Below are 20119 nucleotides of genomic sequence, written 5' to 3' on the forward strand. Positions count from 1 at the left end.
TAGATTTAATATGTATAAAAAATTTAAACAAACATCCTGAAACCTTTTACCCAAGGCATTTTTGAGATATTCACGGGTAAATTGTATAAAAAAGAGAGCCGTGTATTCCGGCCCTCTTCTTTAGATCTTCGTTATGTAAGTTTTAACTTTCCTTTTCGTCGATTTCAACTTCATGTCTCAACTGCGCTTTGTACAAGGTCGCATAATATCCGTTTTTATCAAGAAGTTCCAGATGTTTTCCTTCTTCCACAATTTTTCCATGTTCCATTACAATGATCTTGTCTGCCTTTTCAATGGTTGAAAGCCGGTGTGCAATGATAATGGACGTTCTGTTCTTTGTAATTTTTTCTGTAGCGCTCTGGATCAGTTTTTCACTTTCATGATCAATGGAAGAAGTGGCTTCGTCTAAAATTAAAATCTTAGGATCTGATAAATAGGCTCTCAAAAATGACAATAGCTGTCTTTGGCCGAGAGAAATCGATGACCCTCTTTCACTCACCACATAATCGTACCCTCCCGGAAGCTGCTCGATAAACTGGTCCACTTCAATTTCCTTCGCTCCCGCTTTTATTTTTTCTAAAGTAACGGATTCATCTCCAAATGCAAGATTTTCGAAAATACTTCCGTGGAACAGGAAAACATCCTGCAGCACAACTCCGATATGGCTTCTTAAATTATACAGCTCATAGTCTTTAAGGTCTACATCATCAATCAGAATATTTCCGGAATTAATGTCATACAGCCGGGTGATGAGACTGATAATCGTGGATTTTCCGGCTCCGGTAGCACCTACAATAGCCACCGTTTCTCCGGGATTTACCGTAAAATCGATTCCCTTCAGGACCTCCTGTTTTTCATCGTAGGCAAAATGAACATTTTTAAATTCAATCTTACCGTCAAAATGATCTTTCTGCACTGTTCCTGTATTCGGCATCGAATTTTCCTCATCCATTAAACCCAACACCCTTTCTGCCCCTACAATACCTCTCTGGATATTGTTAAACCGGTCTGCAATCTGCCGCAACGGACGGATCAGCATTGAAATATACTGTATAAACGCAATCACGACTCCCGCACTGATGGTGATATAGCCGCCATAAAAAAGGATAAACCCGATGAAGAGGGAAGAAATTAATTCTACCACCGGAAAGAACAGTGAGAAAATAAAAACGGTTCTTAATAATGCTCCTTTCAAAGTGATATTAATGTCATCGAATTTTTTAAACTCAGCTCCCTGTCTGTTGAACACCTGAATGATCGGCATCCCGGCAAGTCTCTCCTGAACAAAAGAGTTCTGTGTAGACGTCCAGTTTCTTTCATCACCAAATGCCTTTTTCAGTCTTTTCTGGAAAAACCTCGTGATCATAACCATCAAAGGCAGAATCGCCAATGTGATGTAGCTCAGGTGAACATCGGTATTGAACATCATGATCAGGACGAATATAATTCTCAGAATATCTCCGAAAACCATCAGGAAGCCGTCTGTATAAACCGTAGCAATAGTCTCGACATCTCCTACCGCCCTCGTTACAAGCTGCCCGATAGGGGTTTTATCAAAAAAAGAAGTTTTAAAATAAATAAGTTTAGCATAAAGCCTTTCCCTGATATCTCTGATTACATTCTGAGAGATAAAATTGGAGAAATACACCAGGAAAAAGTTTAAAAAGGTTTCTGCAAACACCAGTCCTACCAAAATGTAGATGTGTTTCATCATTAAAGCCTTGTCCTGCAGTTTGGTAATATCGTTGTCCACCACTTCCATCGTGAGATAAGGTCTATAGGTGGAAACGATTGAGAGTATGATGGAAATGATCAGCGTAAAGATGAACCAAGAACGGAATTTCATCCCGATAAAGAACAGCCTCCTAATAATCCCCCAGGTATCTTGTTTTTTCATTGTACGAGTTGAAGAAAGAATTAAAATAAAATTCTATGCAAAAATAAGACTTTCTAATTTCTCAGCCTTTACAACTTTGCGAATTCCTGATGAAAAATTAAGATTAAAATTATTTACGGTGTAGATGATTTCTATCCCGGTCTGTCACCGCGCCCGTTTTCCCGTTATTTTTTCTTTGAGAAGCTGTTTCCGGCTTTTTGCGCATGGTATTTCGGGTCATCATGGCTGTGTTTATGTTGGTAATTAAAACGGTGGCTTTGAAACATCAGTCCACCACATTATCTTTCTTCCCTGTTTTTCATCTCTTCAATATTCAGGAAAAGTTTTCTTAAGGCTTCCTTCTGAAATCTGTTTTCCAGGACTTTATAAAACCCATACACAGCACCGATGGCAAATAACCAGCTTACGATATTAACCACAGAAAAACCGGTATAATTAATTTCGTTATTGGCGTTGGTACTCTCCTGATAGATTCCGTAGCAGTAAAGAAATGCGATCTGGAATCCCAGGTAGATCCCAATAGCCAGCAGACCCAGCAGCCACTTTGTTTTCCCAAATCGTTCTGCAAGTTCTGTGTAGTGCCCGTAGGCACCAATCAGAATAAAGACTGACATCATTTTATTACTTGTTTTATTCAACTAAACTCATATCCTACGTCTACCAGGTACAAACCGTGTGCCGGTGCTGAAGTCCCCGCAGAATTACGGTGCTTATCTTCTATGACCGTCCGCAGATCTTCAGGCTGCAGTTTTCCCGCACCTATGTCTACCATCGTACCTACAATCGCCCTGACCATATTTCTTAAAAAGCGATTGGCTGAGACCGTGAATTTCAGTTCGCTGCCGTCTTGCTCCCACTCTGCCCTGTACATTTTACAGAGATTGGTTTTGTTATCGGTATGCAGCTTGGCAAAACTTGTAAAATCCTCGTATTCGAATAAAATCTTACAGGCTTCGTTCATCCTGTTAACATCCAGTGATCTTCTCCAGTGCTGCCATGCCGACTTTTCCGTAAAAGGATTTTTTTCCAGCGAGATATAATATTCATACGTTCTGAAAGTTGCATCAAAACGCGCATGAAAATCATCTTTCACCGGAAAAATTCTCTTAATGGAAATATCAGCAGGAAGGAAACTGTTCAGTCTGCGGCTAAAATCCTGATCCAGTATTTTTTCAGTATCAAAATGGGCAAACATTTTTTTCGCATGAACGCCGGTATCTGTTCTTCCGGCTCCTGTTGTTTTTATTTTCTCTCTTAAAATCGTGGAAAGTGCTCTTTCCAGTTCTTCCTGCACGGAAACAGCATTAGGCTGGATCTGATAGCCGAAATACTTTTTACCGTTGTAGGAGAATTCAATAAAATACCTCAATATAATAAAATAACGCTGCAAAAGTACTTTAATTTAATGATAATCAGCAATTGAATTTTTAAATAAATGTTGAAAACCCGCTACTTTATTGGGTGAAATCCATACGAAATTTCCTATTTTTGCAAATGTATGAAAAGATGGTACCTCTATCCTTTTTCCCTCGGGTATCATATGGTGACGGGTATCCGAAACACAATGTATGATCTGGGAATTTTTAAATCAACGAAATTCAAAACTCCGATAATCTGTGTCGGCAATCTATCTGTGGGCGGAAGCGGAAAATCGCCAATGGTCATGTACCTGGCTCAGTATCTGTCTAAATACTACAGAACGGGCGTTCTCTCACGCGGCTATGGAAGACTCACAAAAGGATATGCCGTGACCAATTATGAAAGTAATTATAAGGTGGTGGGTGATGAAGCCATGCAGCTGTTTGAACGTTTCAAAAACCGCTTTGTCATTGCCGTTTCTGAAGACAGGGTTCCGGGGGCCAAAAAAGTAATTGAGGATATGGACCTGGATGTGCTGGTATTGGATGACGCGATGCAACACCGGGCTATAAATCCCGGATTCAATATTCTGATGACAGACTTTAACGATCCTTATTTTAAAGATCACCTTCTTCCGGGAGGAGATCTTAGGGAATCAAGAGCCGGATCGAAAAGAGCTGATATCATCATGGTCAGCAAATGTCCTGATGAACTGACGGAGGAGACCAAACAATATTATATTTCGAGAATCAGACCGGACCGGACTCAGAAAGTATTCTTTTCATCCATCGGATATGACGAAAATGTATACGGAAGAGAAAAAATGCTTCCGGATAACAATCTGAACTATTATGATATTCTCTTGATTACGGGAATCGCCAATCCTAAGCCTCTACTCACCCATCTGGCCAGGTTCTCCCAAAGAGTAACACATCTGAAATTCAGGGATCACCATAATTTTACGGATGATGATATTAAAAAAATCATCGCCGAATATAAAAAACTGGGCGAATATAAATTAATCTTAACAACAGAAAAAGACTACGTCCGTCTTAAAACTTTTGACTATCTTAGGGATATTGTTTACTACTGGCCTATTAATGTAATCATTGACAGAAAGGAAGAATTCAACCAAATTATCTTGGATTATGTTAGAAAAAATTAAGCAGACTGCAGATTTCATAAGAAACATCATTAAGGAAACGCCTGATTTTGCGATTGTCCTGGGATCGGGATTAGGAAAACTGCAGGATGAGGTCAAAGCCCTTCATACTTTAGAATATTCTGAAATTCCACATTTCCCTCAGACTACAGTGGTGGGACATAGCGGAAGATTAATCTATGGAATTCTGGAAGGCAGAAAGGTCCTGATGATGAGTGGCCGTTTTCATTATTATGAAGGACATTCTATAGAAACCGTTATTTACCCGATCAGGTTTTTTCATTTATTAGGAATTAAAAATCTTATTTTATCCAATGCTTCGGGTGGCGTTAATCCCGATTACAAGGTTGCGGATATTGTCATCCTGAAAGATCATATCAATATGATGCCCGAACATCCGCTTCGTGGTAAAAACATCGATTCTTTCGGTCCCCGTTTTGTTGATATGAGCGAGCCTTACAGCCGGAAAATGATTTCTGTTGCTGAGCAGGCGGCTTCGGAAAACAACATTAAATTTCAACAGGGCACCTATGTTGCTCTGCAGGGTCCTACTTTTGAAACCCCTGCAGAGTATGGAATGATCAAAGCCATTGGCGGGGATATGGTCGGCATGAGCACAGTCCCTGAAGTTATTGTAGCTAAACATATGGGAATGGATACTTTTGCACTTTCTGTCATTACGGATCTGGGAGGTCCGGATATTGCCTTTTCCGTATCTCATGAAGAAGTTCTGAATGCGGCGAATAAGGCGATGCCGAACGTAATTACAATCGTGAAGGGTCTGGTAAAAAATTACCGGTAAGCTTTGCAAATTTACCTGAAGCCTTAGCAGTGAGTTAACGCTTTATTTTTTGCTGTTAAAATTTATCAATTATCTTTAACTATAAATCTCGGCAAAAGCATCACAGAGAGATATTATGCTAAGTCAGGCCGTTGCCTGGTCTTGGCGAATTTGTAACCGAATTCTTGTAAGCAATAGACATCTTCAATCTCATCCATTTTTATTAATCCTTAAAAATCAATCTGCAATTGCATATCATTGTTTAGATTTGCATAAAATGAAATTGAAAATATGAGAAAGTTATTCGTCTTATTATGGATAGGAATTTTCGGAATAAGCTATTCGCAAGAGGTTCCGGCAGTTCTTAAAACAGGTTTTTCCAAGGAGGCCTTAAACCAGAAACTGGAAGATGAAGAAGGAAAAAGCATCACGGTACAGCAGATTCTGGATCAGCATAAAGGAAAAGTTCTGGTAATTGATTTTTGGGCCGGATGGTGCAGGGACTGTCTGAAAGCGCTTCCAAAAGCAAAAGAACTGGAGGAAAATAATAAAAATATTGATTTCATATTCCTTTCACTAGACCGTTCCAAAGAAGGTTTTAACAGAAGTCTGGAGAAATTTGAAATGAAAGACAAGGAAAACTATTGGTTTGCTTCGGGCTGGAAAAATGATTTTAATAATTATGTGGATCTTAACTGGATTCCAAGATATATGGTGATTGATCAGAAATCTGCGATTGCAAAATACTACGCTATTACGCCGGAAGATCCGGAAATACAAACAACCATTGATCAACTTTTAAAGTAATTAATATTCTGCTAAAAGTTCAAACTTTAAATTATCAACAATAAAAATACAGGAATCCATATCTTTGCGGTATGGATTCTTCTTTTCCCATCCGCAAAATAATTCATGTCGATATGGATGCATTTTATGCTTCCGTGGAGCAGTATGACAATCCTGTTTTAAGGGGAAAACCTATTGCTGTGGGTGGCGGACACCGGGGTGTTGTTGCTGCGGCGAGTTATGAGGCCAGAAAATTCGGTGTACGGTCGGCCATGCCCAGCAAAACCGCCAAAGAAAAGTGCCCCCATCTGATTTTTGTTTCACCCAGATTCCCCCGTTATAAAGAGATTTCGAGAAAAATCAGAGAAATTTTCTATGAATATACAGATCTGGTGGAACCGCTTTCCTTAGATGAAGCCTATCTGGATGTTACTGAAAACAAAAAGGGAATAGAATCGGCCAATCAGATTGCTAAAGAGATCCGCCAGAAAATTTTTGAAGAAACGGGACTTACGGCGTCTGCCGGCATTTCGGTCAATAAGTTTCTGGCCAAGGTAGCCTCAGATATCAATAAGCCCAATGGTCAGAAGACGATTCATCCCGAAAAAATGGAAGGATTTCTCGAGGAATTGCCTGTCGAAAAATTTTACGGTGTGGGTAAAGTCACGGCTAACAAAATGTTCAGTTTAGGGATCTATAAAGGAAAAGATCTAAAGAAGCGGTCTATTGAGGATCTTACCAGAATGTTCGGGAAATCGGGCGCGTACTATTATAATGTGGTTCGGGGAATTCATACTTCAGAGGTAAAACCTCATCGTATCCAGAAAAGTGTTGCGGTAGAAAGAACCTTCCTGGAAGATCTTTTTGACGAACAGCAAATCAATGAAAAACTGGAAAATTTAAGTGAAGAGCTTCACAACCGTTTACAGAAAAACAATATTTCAGGCCGAACCTTAACTCTGAAAATCAAATACAAAGATTTTTCTTTATTTACCAGAAGTATGACCAAGGAAGAATATTTTTCATCTCCAGATCAGTATTTTAAAATGGGAAAAAAGCTTTGGGAACTCCGCCCGTTCGATAAAGCGGTACGATTATTGGGATTGTCTCTGTCTCACCTCAATACTGAAGAAAAAAAACAGATTTCTGTTCAGTTGAAAATCCGGTTTGAGGAATTTGAAGATTAATTCATTATATTGTATACACCAAATTTTACTTTTTACTATGAACCAGACAATGATTCAATTTTTCCATTGGTATTCCGAAGGCCAGGGAAAACTGTGGAAACACTCAGCGGAACAGGCAGACTATTTATCCGAACTCGGCATTACATCGGTTTGGTTTCCACCCGCCTACAAAGGAACAGACGGCGAAAACTCTATCGGCTACGATGCATACGATTTATTTGATCTCGGAGAATTCGACCAGAAAGGAAGCATTTCTACAAAATACGGAACGAAGGAGGATTATATAAATGCCATTAAAACTTTAAAAGAAAAAAACATCCAGATTATTGTTGATATTGTTTTGGGTCACAAAGCCGGAGGTGACGAACTGGAGACTTTTAAAGCGGTAAAAGTTGACGAAGAAAACAGAGAAAAAATAATTTCCAATGAGATAGAAATACAATCGTATACCAAATTTACATTTCCCGGACGGGGAAAGAAATATTCAGATTTTGAATGGAATTTTACCTGCTTCAGTGGTGTTGATTACGCTGAAGGAAAGGATTCTCATATTTATAAAATTAAAAATGAGTATGGAACCGAGTGGGAAGAAATGATCGATGATGAGAAGGGAAATTATGATTATCTCATGTTCAACGATGTGGAACACAGAAATCCTTTCGTACGGGAAGAGCTGAATAACTGGGCAAAATGGTATTTCGAACAGACCGATTTTGACGGTGTAAGACTGGATGCTTTAAAGCATATTTCATTTGATTTTTATAAGGAATGGCTCACTTTACTGCGTTCCAACTCCGGAAAGAATATTTTCGCTGTCGGAGAATACTGGGCACCGGGGCAATTAAATTTACTGCAGAAATATATTGAAGCAACTGAAGGCTGCATGAGTCTTTTCGACAGTTCGCTTCACAACAATTTTCATACGGCTTCCCATGAAGGAGATTCTTACGATTTACGAAGAATTTTTGATGAAACACTTACTCAGTCAGATCCGCTGCATTCGGTAAGCCTGGTCGACAATCACGATACACAGCCTCTACAGGATCTGGAAGCTCCGGTTGAAGAGTGGTTTAAACCATTGGCTTATGCCTTGATTCTGCTAAGAGAAAATGGCTATCCCTGTGTATTTTATCCAGATCTGTACGGTGCTCATTATGTAGATAAAGACAGAGAGGGCAATGACCAGGAAATATTCTTAAATAAAGTAGACGGAATCGAAGAACTTCTCCAAGCGAGGAAAAATCACGCTTACGGCGAACAGAAAGATTATTTTGAAGATGCCAACTGTATTGGCTGGACCCGTTCAGGAGACGATAACCACTCTGGTTGTGCTGTGGTGCTGAGTAATAAAGATGCTTATGAAAAGCCAATGGAAATGGGTGAACACTATATTGGGAAAACCTTTTATGACTTATTGAAAAGATCTGAAGAAAAAGTAACGATCGATGACAACGGCTGGGGAAATTTCCCCGCTCCGGCAGGTAACGTAAGCGTTTGGGTCGCTGAATAATATTATAATAAATAACAGTTTGTCAGTCTCTACCGGACTGACAAACTATTTTGATCTCTATATTTCCTCAAATCAGATTTTTTGAAGTTCCAGAATTTCCGGTTTTTCTGAATCGTCTGCTATTTTGCCGCTTCTGGCAAATTCCGCCCAGACTGCTCTCAGTTTTTTCCCGTTTTCCTGAATATATTCCCACAGGACGTTTTTCAGTAATCCTGAAGACTTCCAGGCTTCCTCATTTTCAAAAATCAGGGGCAGATCCAGACAGTGGGAAGCTCCGGTGTAGTTGTTCTTTAAGCTGGAAGATATTCTGTAGTGATAGATATTTCCACCACCATCTTTATAATTCCGGGCAAAAATCTGTGCGGGTTTTTCGTAAATAAACGCGGTTGTTTTACGGACGATCTTATTGAGTATTTTTTCATGCAGATACGTGTACAGACCTCTTTCCGCTGTTTTAACATAGAATGCCGTTTCGTCGTAATTGGAACCGATTAATACATCATATTTTTTTGCATTTTTCTTCCATTTATCCAGGCTTTCTTCCTCCCTGCACAACGGTGGATATCCGTACTGGGTACAAAAAGGCATGGATGCCTTCAATCCGAATTTCAACGCAGAAGGCAGAAACGGCTGATAAGCTTCCACCATTTTCAGTACATCAGATTCACCGTTTAAAAATTGGGTCTTATTAAAAAATCCTGAAGACATTCTTTGCCTTTTCAGGCGAAAACCCAAAGGAGCACTCTGGATGATCACCCTATGAAAAAGATCTTCAACCCCTTCAGAGATCATTAAATGAGCAATGGCATCACCTCCCGAAGATTGTCCGAAAAGAGTTATATTCCCGGGATCACCGCCAAAATCGGCAATGTATTTCCTGATCCACTGGAGAGCCGCGATCATATCAAATAATCCAAGATTGGCCGGCCTGTGATCATTTCCGCCTAAAAAACCGAAAAGTCCCAGCCGATAAGAAACTGCCACGACAATGATATTTTGTTCTTTTACCCAAACCGAAGGATCGGATGTAGGAAGGTCACCACAACCTACTTCATATGATCCTCCATGAATCCAGATAACAACAGGTAGCTTTTCACCTTCATCAAAAACTTCGGGGCGCGTAATCGTCAGAAATTGCGAAGATTCATCAGGCTGAAAATTTTCAATATCAGTTTTTCCGATTAATCTTTCCAGCAGAGGACTGATATGTTGGGGACAAACCGGAGTTTTAACGGCGATCCCGTATGATTCTGCAGTATCTAATAAGACCGGTAATTTATATCTTTCGGATCGGGCATAGCGAATGCTTTTAGCTTTGATCACTCCATTATCTTTTAAAGCTAAAATTTTTCCGAACCGGGTATCAAAAGTATGGGTTCCTATAGTCTGCTGTGCGGTCATTCAAACAAAATTATTTTTCATCTTAAATGTATGAATTTTTTGTTCTGATCAACACAATTGTCCTGGAGATTAACATCTCTTTATTTTAAACCGTTCATTAAGGAGCTGGCTTTCCGGTTTTATTATTTTACTGATTAGTTCAAGGCTTTATATTCAGTCGGGGACACTCCGACTTTACTTTTGAACAGTCTGGTAAAGTGTTGTGGATATTTAAATCCCAGATCATAGGATATTTCACTGATTGATTTTTTAGTATCATCAAAAATCTGCTCTTTGGCGATCTCTATTAATTTGTTGTGGATAAATTCCTGTGCGGAGATCCCCATTTCCTTTTTAATGATATCACCGAAATAATTAGCGGAAAGATGAAGCTGTTCTGCAAAATAATTCACCATCGGGAAACCCATGTTTTTAGGCTTATCAGATTTCAGATACTCATTCAAAAGATTTTCAAATTTCCCGATAACGCCCTGATTGACATGATCTCTCGTAATAAACTGGCGGTCGTAAAAGCGCATGCAGTAATTTAAAAACAATTCAATATTATTAACAATTAATGATTTACTGTGTTTATCGATCGCTTGGGAGAGTTCATGTTTTATATTTTTAAAACATTCAAGAATAATTTCCCTTTCTTTTTCCGAAAGATGCAGTGCTTCGTGAACATCGTACGAAAAGAAGTTATAGTCTTTAATATTTTTACCCAGATTGGTTCCTTTTAATAAATCAGCATGGAAAATTAAAGCAAAACCTGCCGGCTGCACAAATTTATCTTTATTATAAATGCCATACGTCTGTCCCGGCGCAATGAACACCAAAGTTCCTTCCTGGTAATCATAGCTGTGTTTGCCGTACAGCATATCTCCGCACATGACATCCTTCAGGAAGACGGTATAAAAACCAAAGGTTCTCAAATGCTGACAAATGGGGTCAGATTTTGAAAAATCGATCACGCTTACCAACGGATGCAGGGTCTCCTGATTCGCCATTTTATTGTATTCTGAGACACTGTTATAAATTTCAACTACCTGATTTTCCATGACGTAGAATTTTAATGATATTCAAAATTACCACTTTCTGAGTTCACTTCCTGATGGGTCTGTAAAATTGGTACGTTTTTCTGTAATTTATATAAGTTGAGTTCAGGCGAAAGTTTCGATTTTTGTACCCGTAATACAATTTTTAATTCTATGGAACTGAATTTAGTCGTAAATTCCATAAAAGATTGATCTTAAAAGAAATTCATTCATCAATAACACTTGATAAACCAGAAGTAATTAACACTTAATTATAAATTATATGAGCACAGTAAAAGCTTACGGAGCAGAATCCAAGACTGCGGATTTAGCGGAAATTAATATTGAAAGAAGAACAGTAACACCTAAAGATATAGAAATAGAAATTCTGTATTGTGGTGTTTGTCACTCGGATCTTCATACGGCAAGAAATGACTGGGGCGGATCTATGTATCCTGTTGTTCCGGGACACGAAATTGTCGGAAGAATCACCAATGTAGGAAGCGAGGTTTCAAAATTTAAAATCGGAGACCTGGCTGCAGTCGGCTGTATGGTAGATTCGTGCGGACACTGCGACAGCTGTAAACATGATCTGGAACAGTACTGCGAAAATGGATTTACAGGAACCTATAACGGCCAGGACAAGCATTTGGGAGGTCATACTTTCGGGGGCTATTCCCAGAAAGTAGTGGTAGATGAAGGGTTTGTACTTAGCGTACCTGAAAACCTGGATCTTGCAGCAGTAGCACCGCTTCTTTGTGCAGGAATTACGACGTGGTCGCCTTTAAGACATTGGAATGTAGGTGCGAATTCCAAAGTTGCGGTAGTAGGTCTGGGAGGTTTAGGACATATGGCCATTAAACTGGCAAAAGGTCTGGGCGCTGAAGTAACTTTATTTTCAAGAACTCCGGGAAAAACTGAGGACGCGAAAAAATTAGGGGCAGATCATGTGATCATTTCTACCGACGACTCTCAAATGAAATCTGTAACCAGTAAATTTGACTTGATCATTGATACAGTTCCTTATGATCATGATATTAATCCTTACGTTGCTACTTTGGGCATAAACGGAACTCATGTTTTGGTAGGTTTTATCGGTAAAATGGAAGAAGCTCTGTTTACACCACCCATGATTATGGGAAGAAAATCTGTAGCAGGATCAGTAATCGGAGGAATTGCCGAAACCCAGGAAATGCTTGATTTCTGTGGAAAAAACAATATTGTTTCCGATATTGAATTAATTAAAATGCAGGATATCAACCAGGCTTATGAAAGAATGCTGAAAAGCGATGTAAAATACCGTTTTGTCATTGATATGCAGTCTTTATAGACTTTCACCCTTTAATGCACAGGCTCCCATTTTTGGGAGCTTTTTTGTTTAAAGATCTAGAGTTTAGGGTTTAGGGTTTAGGGTTTAGGGTTTAGGGTTTAGGGTTTAGGGTTTAGGGTTTAGGGTTTAGGGAAAATACATTATACATTATACATTGTACATTATACATTTAACCACCATACTCCCCATCCCTATCTTTAAAAGCCCACTCCGCCATGGCATGAATAACGGGAATCAATCCTTTTCCGGCATTACTTAATTCATACGTGACATGAGGCGGAACGACCGGTTTTGCAGTTCTTATGATCAATCCGTCATATTCCAGTTGTTTTAAATGCTGAATCAGCATCTTTTCTGTTACTGCCGGAATGGCGCGTTTTAATTCGCTGTATCTCTTATCACCATTTGAAAGATGGTACAGGATAATAGGTTTCCAGAATCCCCCGATTTTTTCCATCACGTACGTTACGGGACAAGAATCCAGTGCATATTTTTTATTCTGCTGAATGGTTGAACTTTCTTTAATGGCTGTCATGATACCTACTTTAGGGTGAGTACTTGTATAAAAGTAAGTACAAATATACCTTTGTATCAGGAAATAAAAAATAAATACTAACAAAAAAATATAAATTATTATGAAAATGGTTATCACAGGCTCATTAGGAAACGTAGCAAAACCTCTTGTTCAACAATTAATTGCTGAAGGGCACGACATTACCGTAATCAGCAGCAGCGAATCTAAAAAAAACGAAATAGAAAATTTAGGGGCGAAAGCGGCCATCGGGTCCATTACAGATCTAGATTTTTTAACTGAAACTTTTAAAGGTAATGATGCAGCATTTTTAATGACGCCTCCCAATATGGGGTTTAAAGACATTGTCGAAAACACCATTAATGCAGGGAAAAATTATGCTGAAGCCGTTAAGCAGTCCGCTATAAAAAAAGTAGTGATGCTAAGCAGTACTGGTGTGGAGTCTCCTGCAGAAAACGGTCCTATAAAAGGACTTCATTTTATTGAAAAATTTTACAATGCGTTGGAAGATACCTCGGTTACTTTCCTGAGAGCCGGTTATTTTTACATTAATTTTTTCAACGATATTCCTTTAATTAAAAACGCAGGCATTCTCGGAGCCAATTATGGTGGAGATATTCATGTTCCACTGGTACACCCAAAAGATATTGCCGTGACTGCCGCAGAAGCACTGGTCGAAAATTCTGAAGGTAAAAATATAAGATATATCGTTAGTGATATCCGTCCTGCTACTGATCTTGCCAAGGTTTTCGGAGCTGCTATCGGAAAACCTGAGCTTCCCTGGGTTGAGTTTAAAGATGAAGAGTCCCTGAACGGAATGCTTCAGGCCGGAGTGCCCAATGAAATTGCGGAGCTGTATACCGAAATGGGACGAGGCTTAAGATCCGGTATTGTCCAGAAAGATTTTATTGATCACGGTTCTTCCGTTACCGGAGCAACCAAATTGGAGGCGTTTGCCAGAGAGTTTGCAGAGAAATTTAAAGCTTAATGTTCTCTATAAAATATTTTCGGCGAGCCTTTGGCTCGCCGAAAATATTATTAATTACAATTTAAAAAGGGTTATCCGACCTTTAGAGTCTTCCTTTGGGAATCTCTTTTATTTTTTTAATGTTTCTTTCAGTACTTTTAGTTTACCATCAATCGGCTGGTCGATTTTTAGTCCTAAGATTTCAGCTATTAAAGGATAGACATTGGTATTCTGAAATTCGTCAATTATAAGATTAGTTTTAAATTCCGGTCCCCAGGCCATGAAAGTAGCTTTCATTTCCGGAACAAGCTTTGGGTTGTAGCCATGTTTTCCGACGGAGGTCTTTTTTCCCTTTTCTAAAAATATTTTTGGAGCTCTTGGAATTAAAAGAATCTGTCCGATTCGGCTGTAACGGTCATCTTTTGTTCTGAAGTGCAGGTATTTCGGTAACTTTTTATCTAAATAAACTTCATAGTTTTCTGTTTTCTCAGCTTTCAGTTCTTTATAAACCGTTTTAACTTCTTCCGGATTTTTGACGTATACTCTTAATAATGTCTGGGAGTTATAATAATCAAACCTGTTTTTATCCGATAAAATGGCAGGAATTTCAAGTGGAGCGCCGCTGTCTACTTTTATCATTCCGTGGTCTGAAACAAAAACAAAGCTTACATTTTTCAATCCCAGATCATTTACTTTTTGTACCAGCTCACCTATTGCTTTATCAATCAGATGAACAGCATCTTCTGTTTCTTTGGTATCCGGTCCGAAATGATGTCCGCTTCCGTCAACTTCCGGAAAATACAACGAAATAAAGTGGGGTCTCTGATCCATTGGCAGTTTAAGCCAGTCGATCACTTTATCTACTTTTTCTGATGGTGAAAACTTTTCATGATAAGGATAGTAATAAGTAGGTCTCTTCCCGCCTGCATCACTGGCAGAACCTACCCACATCAGTGAAGCGGAAACCATCCCCTGATTTTCGGCCAGCCCCCATAATGGCATTCCGCCGTACCAGCTTCCGTCTTCAGCATTTTTACGGTCATTCATTGCATAAGAGGCATTTCTCTTATAGTCGTAGAAAAAATTGTCGATCAACCCATGATGAGAAGGATACAAACCCGTCATCAGAGTCCAGTGATTTGGGAATGTGATACTGGGATACCCGGGAATCATTGCTTTTGCCCGAACCCCCTGGCTTGAATATCTTAAAAGATTCTTCGCATTGTATTTCTCAGCATAATCATACCGGAACCCATCTGTAGAAATCATAATCAGATAAGGTTTAGCCTGAGCTTCAGCAGTATTATACCGGTTGGGGATAATAATCTGAGCCGTATCTACTATTCCTTTCTGGGCAAAAACGGTCAATGAAAAAACCATCATTAACAGTTGTAATCCTCGCTTCATTATAAAATTTTCGCAAAGTTACTACCCATACTCCTGACTGGAAAGTTTCCTGAGTTAAAAAAACATTAAAACGCTTTAGAATTAATATCTATAAAAATCCCTGAAAAGTCAGACTCTTCAGGGATAAAAATAGTATCAAGTTAAATTTATTCTTTAATCAGCTTTTCATAAGCAGCAGATCCGTCTTTCAGGATAATTTCGAAATAATAGCTCCCCGCTTTTAAATCTTCCACAGGGATACTTTCTCCTTCCGGTTTTACAGATTTTACTTTTCGTCCTGTTGATTCATAAATATCAACAGATTTTATCTGATCTGCATTTTTGAAACTTACCCTGTCTTTTGCAGGATTTGGGTAAAGTTTCACCTTTTTATCAGCTAAGGAAGCTTCATTTGTTCCCAATACTGCTCCCATCGTCAACGTTGCATAGTCTCTGTTTCCGGAATGATAGCCTAAATTTTGGCTTCCCGGAGTTCTTGCATAATAAATATTGATCGATCCTGCAGCATTCGGAATGACGAAATCACCGCTGCTGCCGTTAAGAGATCTTGTGGCCACCACCGTTCTTGTTGTTCCTGAAACGGTATTCGATACTTGTGTCCAGTCCTGGGAAGCATCTGCTGTCGGCGATGTAAGGCCGTTAAAAGTATAATCTCTGTTAGCAGATGAATTGTAGATAAAACCGTCAGAACCGGAAGCCATGCCTACATTTCCAAAACCGATCCCCAACATAGAATTGCTATCACCGGTTAAGGTAATGGTTGCTGTTGTGGCATTGGTATCTAACTTCACGGACATGGCCGCAGCCGGTAGAGCTACGGTTCCTGAGCTAAACTGTGCCCATGCAAAATTAGCAAGAGCAAAACTTAATGCTAGTAAAACTTTTTTCATATTTAATTCTTTAAAAGGTTGATGATATCTTTATTATTTGTCTGCATAGCATATTCAAACGGCGTCACTCCTTTAGCATCTTTTACAGATTTCGCAGCTTTGTATTTCAGCAATAATTCCGTGAGTTCCTGGTTTCCTGATTTTACAGCCCAGAATAAAGGGGTTGATCCGGTAGCATCTGCAATATTGGGATCTGCACCTTTGGATAAAAGGTAGATCACCAGATCCCTGTTATATCTTACAGCCAGCCCTGCTAATGCTGTTCCTTCCTGACTTTTATAATTGATATCCTTTACATGATCCATCAGAAATTTGGCTACTTCCATATTGCCCCTGTAGCATGCCAGAATAAGCGGTGAAAAGCCATTTTCATTGACTTGATTAATAATATCCGGATCTTTTTTCATCTGTTCTTTTACCTCATCGACCGTTCCGCTCCTGGCAATATCGAAGATCGATTTACCTTTTTCCTGCGCTGAAATAAATACAAAACTAAGGAAAACAGTGATTAAGACCATTAGTTTTTTCATTGTTTTACTACGATATAGTTATACTCTACATTTACAGACTCCGCCACTTTTTTCATCACCATTTTCGGTATGGTCACCTTATAATCTGCTGCTTTTGCCACAAAACTTCCCTGCATATAGATTTTTCCGTCTTTGGTATAAATGGTAGCGATTGAAGTCACCGGATTATTGACTCCGTGAAAATTCAATTTTCCCTTGATGGTATATTTCTGCGGGGTTGCTGTAAGTTTTGATTGATCAAAGTTTAAAATTTTCCCGGTAAACGTAGCCTTCGGGTATTTTGCCGTTTCTGCATAACTTTCATTGAAATGCTCTTCCATCAGTTTTGTTTTAAAGTGGAAGTTCTTTACCACTGAAATAGATGCCAGATCCCCGGTATCTGCGTTCACCACAATGACATTATTATCATCCCTGGCCACTACATCTTCAAATAGGGGAACCGAGGCTTCAAAGGTGACTCTACCGGTCTTGGAACTGTATTTTTGAGCATAGGCCAGGTTGGTTAATAGTAACGAAGCTGTCAGTAATATTAATTTTTTCATATCGGTTTGTTTTAATTTTCGGTAAGCCCATCAGCCTTCCATTTGATGAATATATTGATTTGTGACTGCGATAAAGACCCTCCCTGGGGCATTTTACCGGGAACGCCATTCGCTCTCTGTATCCTGTCCAGAATACCGTCTATATTAGTTTTTACATCATTATAAGTAGCCAGGGGTTTAAAACTTCCGGCGGAATGACACCCCAGACAGTTATTATCCATTATCGTTTTTACATCTTTCGTGTAGGTTACGGTTTCGGGAACGGGCGTGTTGTCTGAAATTTCTTCATATGTTCTGCTTTCACAGGCTATCAGAACTAATGAGAACGACAGGGTATATATTAACTTCTTCATATTAAAAAACTCTGTAAAGATTAAACCCGAAAAAAATCTGTCCTTTCTCCCACTTTCCCGAAGCATTTGTCAGATAACCGATATCTGAGTTGATCTGGGAATTGGTAAATAACAGCTGGAAGACATGCCCGCCTGTTTCTATATCCATGCCTAAAGACAATGGGTTTTTATAAAAACGGTGGCTGTCAAAATTCACAAAATATTCCGCGTTAACAGAGATCCTCTTCGAAATCTTATAACGTCCGCCCAATCCGGTTAAAAACTGATTTTTGCCTTCATTAGTCGGCTCGTAAAGGTTTTTATGAACATACGAAGGGGTCAGCTGTAATGAAAATTTATCACTGAACCTCCTAGAGACCAAAGCCTGGGTGAGATAAGAAAGTCTGTCGCCGAATTTCAGATAGGGATAATTATCTTGATCCAGTTCTGTATTCAGAGCCATTACATTATATCCGACGATATCCACCGGAAAGTTTTCATTTTGTTTCACCAGTCTGTATTTGGCACCACCTTCAAAGGTCTTCATATTGGTTTCTCTGGAAAGGCTTAATGAAAGCCAGTCTTTAACTCCATAAATAACCCCGAGTTTGGTAGAGGCATCATCCAGACCGAAAAAGTTTTTAAAACCCTCGCTTACGTCTCCAAAGCGGTGGGCTACGACGATATACCATTCCTTTTTTGCAGATAATTTCGTAGACTGTCCGGTAACGATCTGTAATGCTTTGAAGGCTGGTGGCTGTATGTTATCAGTTGTTTGCAGGGTGTCAATATCCTTCAGCAGATCTTCCTGAGCGCAGACAAAACCTGAGACTAATATTGACAAAAATAAGAGAGCTTTTGTCATATAGATTATGTATTAAAATATTTCTATGACAAACTTATAGACTTATCAATTCAAAAGTATGTGATAAAAGTCACCGACTGAATTATTTTTTATCAACACTTTTAATAAACCAATTAAGTTTTTTTATTGGATTTATCTAACCACCTCTTTTACAGGCATTCCGATACCGTTTTTATTCTGAAAGATCTGACCTTCATTTTCCATTTTTTTCAGAACCCGGCTTACCACCTCTCGGGAAGTTCCCATATTATTGGCAATTTCTTTATGGGTGAGCTTAACAGGATTGTTCCCTGTAACTGAGATCTGCTGTTTGATATAATTTAAAATACGGATGTCGAGCTTATGAAATACAGCGTCATTGACCATATTCATAATATCGGAAAATCTTCTGTGGTATTCACCGTAGAATATTTTGTTGATCTGAGGATATCGGATCAGCCATTCATGTATTACCGAAACCGGAATGAGCATAACCTCGGAATCTTCTTCACTGACAGCATAGACTCTGCTGGTATAATCCGTAAATATAGATGAAAAAGTCATGAGGCAGCTGTCATTGGGTCTTATATAATAATAAATCAGCTCTCTGCCATCGTTGAGTGAAAAAACCTTGATAGAACCGCTGATGAGGAAAGGAACATATTTATTTTTCTGTCCTTCCCTGATGATTTCAGTTTTTGCTTTTATATCTGTGAAGATCGCATGTTCCCGGAGTTCTCCGTAGAAGTCACTGCCTAGAAACCCAAACTTATCCAAAATAAATTTGTTATTTATCATATCATTATTCATATCCTGATACAAATATATTAAATTCAACAATTCGCAGTATATATTTTTAATCTATTAAATAAATTTTACAATAAATAGGAATTTATGGATAATCATAATAATAATTTTATTTGTTTTTTAGTAAATATTTTTCCAATTTCACCCTTTATCTTTAAATTTTGATGGCAAAAAAAATATGACATTGCAGACAACATAAGGACGCATATGCATTGGCTTTAAAGGTGTAAAATGGAGGTGATATAATACTCTCGAAAACTAGGCGCCATCCTAGCCCCGATTGTAATGAAAATCCCGCAATGTAGCGGCGGAGCGAAGCGGAGCCGCGTAATGAGGAATTGTAATGGAAAGCGGGATACAGCTTCAAATAAGAGTCATGATTATTCCTATTTGTCCTGGAAAAAACAGTGTATTCCAATAAGGAATAGCTAAGGCATACGAAAAGCAGGCATAAAAAAAATGCCCCGAAAATGGGGCATTCTGATTTATTTCAAGAAAAATATTACGCTTGTACGTTGTTTCCTCCTAATACGAAAGGTTCAACTTCTTTGATTTCTCCGAATTGCTGCTCATAGTTAGCAATATTTTGCTGAAGGGCAGAAAGTACTCTTTTAGCGTGAAGGGGAGCAAGAATAACTCTTGATCTTACTTTAGCTTGTTGTACACCTGGCATTAACTGGATGAAATCTACTACGAATTCAGATGGAGAGTGGTTTACCAAAGCTAAGTTAGCATAGATACCAGCAGCTACCATTTCGTTTAATTCGATGTTGATGTTTCCGTCTTGCGGATTTTGATTATTGTCCATTGTATAAGTTATTTTTTTTATTTGAAATTTT

21 protein-coding genes are annotated in these 20119 nt (G+C 38.8%); 7 read left to right on the forward strand and 14 right to left on the reverse strand.

Features of this window, described 5'->3' with window-relative positions; genetic code table 11:
- Positions 1-142: 142 nt before the first annotated feature.
- From ODZ84_RS11275 to truA, 3 genes are all read right to left on the reverse strand, one after another.
- On the reverse strand, positions 143-1897 hold the full coding sequence (locus ODZ84_RS11275; protein WP_266177215.1) for an ABC transporter ATP-binding protein: 1755 nt from the start codon (positions 1895-1897) through the stop codon (positions 143-145).
- A gap of 278 nt (positions 1898-2175) precedes the next feature.
- Positions 2176-2514 carry a hypothetical protein gene (locus ODZ84_RS11280; RefSeq protein ID WP_266177216.1) on the reverse strand — a complete coding sequence of 113 codons (339 nt, stop codon included), beginning with the start codon at positions 2512-2514 and terminating at the stop codon, positions 2176-2178.
- A gap of 17 nt (positions 2515-2531) precedes the next feature.
- The gene (truA, locus tag ODZ84_RS11285; RefSeq protein ID WP_266177360.1) at positions 2532-3269 is read right to left on the reverse strand and encodes a tRNA pseudouridine(38-40) synthase TruA; all 738 of its coding nucleotides are present in this window, start codon (positions 3267-3269) and stop codon (positions 2532-2534) included.
- 126 nt (positions 3270-3395) lie between these two features.
- On the opposite strand from truA, the gene lpxK reads away from it, so the two are divergent.
- The 5 genes from lpxK (at position 3396) to ODZ84_RS11310 (ending at position 8682) form a co-directional block, all read left to right on the forward strand.
- Entirely contained in the window at positions 3396-4421 is a 1026-nt protein-coding gene (gene lpxK / locus ODZ84_RS11290) for a tetraacyldisaccharide 4'-kinase (RefSeq protein ID WP_266177217.1), read from the forward strand.
- Complete coding sequence (locus ODZ84_RS11295) at positions 4405-5220, forward strand: purine-nucleoside phosphorylase (RefSeq protein WP_266177219.1); 816 nt, start codon at positions 4405-4407, stop codon at positions 5218-5220. The genes lpxK and ODZ84_RS11295 overlap by 17 nt, the downstream gene beginning before the upstream one ends.
- A 270-nt stretch (positions 5221-5490) precedes the next feature.
- Positions 5491-6006 carry a TlpA family protein disulfide reductase gene (locus ODZ84_RS11300; RefSeq protein WP_266177221.1) on the forward strand — a complete coding sequence of 172 codons (516 nt, stop codon included), beginning with the start codon at positions 5491-5493 and terminating at the stop codon, positions 6004-6006.
- 71 nt (positions 6007-6077) lie between these two features.
- Entirely contained in the window at positions 6078-7172 is a 1095-nt protein-coding gene (dinB, locus tag ODZ84_RS11305) for a DNA polymerase IV (RefSeq protein WP_266177223.1), read from the forward strand.
- Between the two features lie 37 nt (positions 7173-7209).
- On the forward strand, positions 7210-8682 hold the full coding sequence (locus tag ODZ84_RS11310) for an alpha-amylase (protein ID WP_266177225.1): 1473 nt from the start codon (positions 7210-7212) through the stop codon (positions 8680-8682).
- Positions 8683-8754: 72 nt separating this feature from the next.
- Here ODZ84_RS11310 and ODZ84_RS11315 read toward each other — a convergent pair whose 3' ends face one another.
- Positions 8755-10083: a carboxylesterase family protein gene (locus tag ODZ84_RS11315; RefSeq protein ID WP_266177226.1), complete on the reverse strand. Its 1329-nt coding sequence runs from the start codon at positions 10081-10083 to the stop codon at positions 8755-8757.
- Positions 10084-10217: 134 nt separating this feature from the next.
- Positions 10218-11123: a helix-turn-helix domain-containing protein gene (locus tag ODZ84_RS11320; RefSeq protein WP_266177227.1), complete on the reverse strand. Its 906-nt coding sequence runs from the start codon at positions 11121-11123 to the stop codon at positions 10218-10220.
- A gap of 259 nt (positions 11124-11382) precedes the next feature.
- On the opposite strand from ODZ84_RS11320, the gene ODZ84_RS11325 reads away from it, so the two are divergent.
- Positions 11383-12429 (forward strand): NAD(P)-dependent alcohol dehydrogenase, encoded by a 1047-nt coding sequence (locus ODZ84_RS11325; protein ID WP_266177228.1) that lies wholly within the window; start codon positions 11383-11385, stop codon positions 12427-12429.
- 169 nt (positions 12430-12598) lie between these two features.
- Here the strand turns inward: ODZ84_RS11325 and ODZ84_RS11330 are convergent, their stop codons facing one another.
- The gene (locus ODZ84_RS11330) at positions 12599-12964 is read right to left on the reverse strand and encodes a winged helix-turn-helix transcriptional regulator (protein ID WP_266177229.1); all 366 of its coding nucleotides are present in this window, start codon (positions 12962-12964) and stop codon (positions 12599-12601) included.
- A 100-nt stretch (positions 12965-13064) separates the two neighbouring features.
- On the opposite strand from ODZ84_RS11330, the gene ODZ84_RS11335 reads away from it, so the two are divergent.
- Positions 13065-13949, forward strand: coding sequence for an NAD(P)H-binding protein (locus ODZ84_RS11335; protein ID WP_266177230.1), 885 nt, complete (start codon positions 13065-13067; stop codon positions 13947-13949).
- A 108-nt stretch (positions 13950-14057) separates the two neighbouring features.
- Here ODZ84_RS11335 and ODZ84_RS11340 read toward each other — a convergent pair whose 3' ends face one another.
- From ODZ84_RS11340 to ODZ84_RS11375, 8 genes are all read right to left on the reverse strand, one after another.
- Positions 14058-15335 (reverse strand): alkaline phosphatase family protein, encoded by a 1278-nt coding sequence (locus ODZ84_RS11340; RefSeq protein WP_266177231.1) that lies wholly within the window; start codon positions 15333-15335, stop codon positions 14058-14060.
- Between the two features lie 146 nt (positions 15336-15481).
- A complete protein-coding gene (locus tag ODZ84_RS11345; RefSeq protein ID WP_266177233.1) occupies positions 15482-16225 on the reverse strand; it encodes a T9SS type A sorting domain-containing protein in 744 nt (247 codons plus the stop codon).
- Positions 16226-16227: 2 nt separating this feature from the next.
- The gene (locus ODZ84_RS11350; RefSeq protein WP_266177235.1) at positions 16228-16755 is read right to left on the reverse strand and encodes an ankyrin repeat domain-containing protein; all 528 of its coding nucleotides are present in this window, start codon (positions 16753-16755) and stop codon (positions 16228-16230) included.
- The gene (locus ODZ84_RS11355; RefSeq protein WP_266177236.1) at positions 16752-17297 is read right to left on the reverse strand and encodes a YceI family protein; all 546 of its coding nucleotides are present in this window, start codon (positions 17295-17297) and stop codon (positions 16752-16754) included. The genes ODZ84_RS11350 and ODZ84_RS11355 overlap by 4 nt, the downstream gene beginning before the upstream one ends.
- Before the next feature lie 11 nt (positions 17298-17308).
- Positions 17309-17650: a hypothetical protein gene (locus ODZ84_RS11360; protein ID WP_266177237.1), complete on the reverse strand. Its 342-nt coding sequence runs from the start codon at positions 17648-17650 to the stop codon at positions 17309-17311.
- Between the two features lies 1 nt (position 17651).
- Positions 17652-18494 carry a DUF5777 family beta-barrel protein gene (locus tag ODZ84_RS11365; RefSeq protein ID WP_266177238.1) on the reverse strand — a complete coding sequence of 281 codons (843 nt, stop codon included), beginning with the start codon at positions 18492-18494 and terminating at the stop codon, positions 17652-17654.
- A 132-nt stretch (positions 18495-18626) separates the two neighbouring features.
- The gene (locus tag ODZ84_RS11370) at positions 18627-19271 is read right to left on the reverse strand and encodes a Crp/Fnr family transcriptional regulator (protein WP_266177239.1); all 645 of its coding nucleotides are present in this window, start codon (positions 19269-19271) and stop codon (positions 18627-18629) included.
- A 511-nt stretch (positions 19272-19782) separates the two neighbouring features.
- Positions 19783-20088, reverse strand: a complete 306-nt coding sequence (locus ODZ84_RS11375; RefSeq protein ID WP_027375539.1) for a DUF3467 domain-containing protein — start codon at positions 20086-20088, stop codon at positions 19783-19785.
- Positions 20089-20119: the final 31 nt, after the last annotated feature.

The sequence above is a fragment of the Chryseobacterium fluminis genome, assembly GCF_026314945.1.
Taxonomy (GTDB): Bacteria; Bacteroidota; Bacteroidia; order Flavobacteriales; family Weeksellaceae; genus Chryseobacterium; species Chryseobacterium fluminis.

What these genes read in the sequence shown, in the direction of transcription:
- ODZ84_RS11275 (WP_266177215.1), bottom strand. Translation starts at nt 1,897, where the DNA reads ATGAAAAAACAAGATACCTGGGGGATTATTAGGAGGCTGTTCTTTATC.
- ODZ84_RS11280 (WP_266177216.1), bottom strand. Translation starts at nt 2,514, where the DNA reads ATGATGTCAGTCTTTATTCTGATTGGTGCCTACGGGCACTACACAGAA.
- lpxK (WP_266177217.1), top strand. Translation starts at nt 3,396, where the DNA reads ATGAAAAGATGGTACCTCTATCCTTTTTCCCTCGGGTATCATATGGTG.
- ODZ84_RS11295 (WP_266177219.1), top strand. Translation starts at nt 4,405, where the DNA reads ATGTTAGAAAAAATTAAGCAGACTGCAGATTTCATAAGAAACATCATT.
- ODZ84_RS11300 (WP_266177221.1), top strand. Translation starts at nt 5,491, where the DNA reads ATGAGAAAGTTATTCGTCTTATTATGGATAGGAATTTTCGGAATAAGC.
- dinB (WP_266177223.1), top strand. Translation starts at nt 6,078, where the DNA reads ATGGATTCTTCTTTTCCCATCCGCAAAATAATTCATGTCGATATGGAT.
- ODZ84_RS11310 (WP_266177225.1), top strand. Translation starts at nt 7,210, where the DNA reads ATGAACCAGACAATGATTCAATTTTTCCATTGGTATTCCGAAGGCCAG.
- ODZ84_RS11315 (WP_266177226.1), bottom strand. Translation starts at nt 10,083, where the DNA reads ATGACCGCACAGCAGACTATAGGAACCCATACTTTTGATACCCGGTTC.
- ODZ84_RS11320 (WP_266177227.1), bottom strand. Translation starts at nt 11,123, where the DNA reads ATGGAAAATCAGGTAGTTGAAATTTATAACAGTGTCTCAGAATACAAT.
- ODZ84_RS11325 (WP_266177228.1), top strand. Translation starts at nt 11,383, where the DNA reads ATGAGCACAGTAAAAGCTTACGGAGCAGAATCCAAGACTGCGGATTTA.
- ODZ84_RS11330 (WP_266177229.1), bottom strand. Translation starts at nt 12,964, where the DNA reads ATGACAGCCATTAAAGAAAGTTCAACCATTCAGCAGAATAAAAAATAT.
- ODZ84_RS11335 (WP_266177230.1), top strand. Translation starts at nt 13,065, where the DNA reads ATGAAAATGGTTATCACAGGCTCATTAGGAAACGTAGCAAAACCTCTT.
- ODZ84_RS11340 (WP_266177231.1), bottom strand. Translation starts at nt 15,335, where the DNA reads ATGAAGCGAGGATTACAACTGTTAATGATGGTTTTTTCATTGACCGTT.
- ODZ84_RS11345 (WP_266177233.1), bottom strand. Translation starts at nt 16,225, where the DNA reads ATGAAAAAAGTTTTACTAGCATTAAGTTTTGCTCTTGCTAATTTTGCA.
- ODZ84_RS11350 (WP_266177235.1), bottom strand. Translation starts at nt 16,755, where the DNA reads ATGAAAAAACTAATGGTCTTAATCACTGTTTTCCTTAGTTTTGTATTT.
- ODZ84_RS11355 (WP_266177236.1), bottom strand. Translation starts at nt 17,297, where the DNA reads ATGAAAAAATTAATATTACTGACAGCTTCGTTACTATTAACCAACCTG.
- ODZ84_RS11360 (WP_266177237.1), bottom strand. Translation starts at nt 17,650, where the DNA reads ATGAAGAAGTTAATATATACCCTGTCGTTCTCATTAGTTCTGATAGCC.
- ODZ84_RS11365 (WP_266177238.1), bottom strand. Translation starts at nt 18,494, where the DNA reads ATGACAAAAGCTCTCTTATTTTTGTCAATATTAGTCTCAGGTTTTGTC.
- ODZ84_RS11370 (WP_266177239.1), bottom strand. Translation starts at nt 19,271, where the DNA reads ATGATAAATAACAAATTTATTTTGGATAAGTTTGGGTTTCTAGGCAGT.
- ODZ84_RS11375 (WP_027375539.1), bottom strand. Translation starts at nt 20,088, where the DNA reads ATGGACAATAATCAAAATCCGCAAGACGGAAACATCAACATCGAATTA.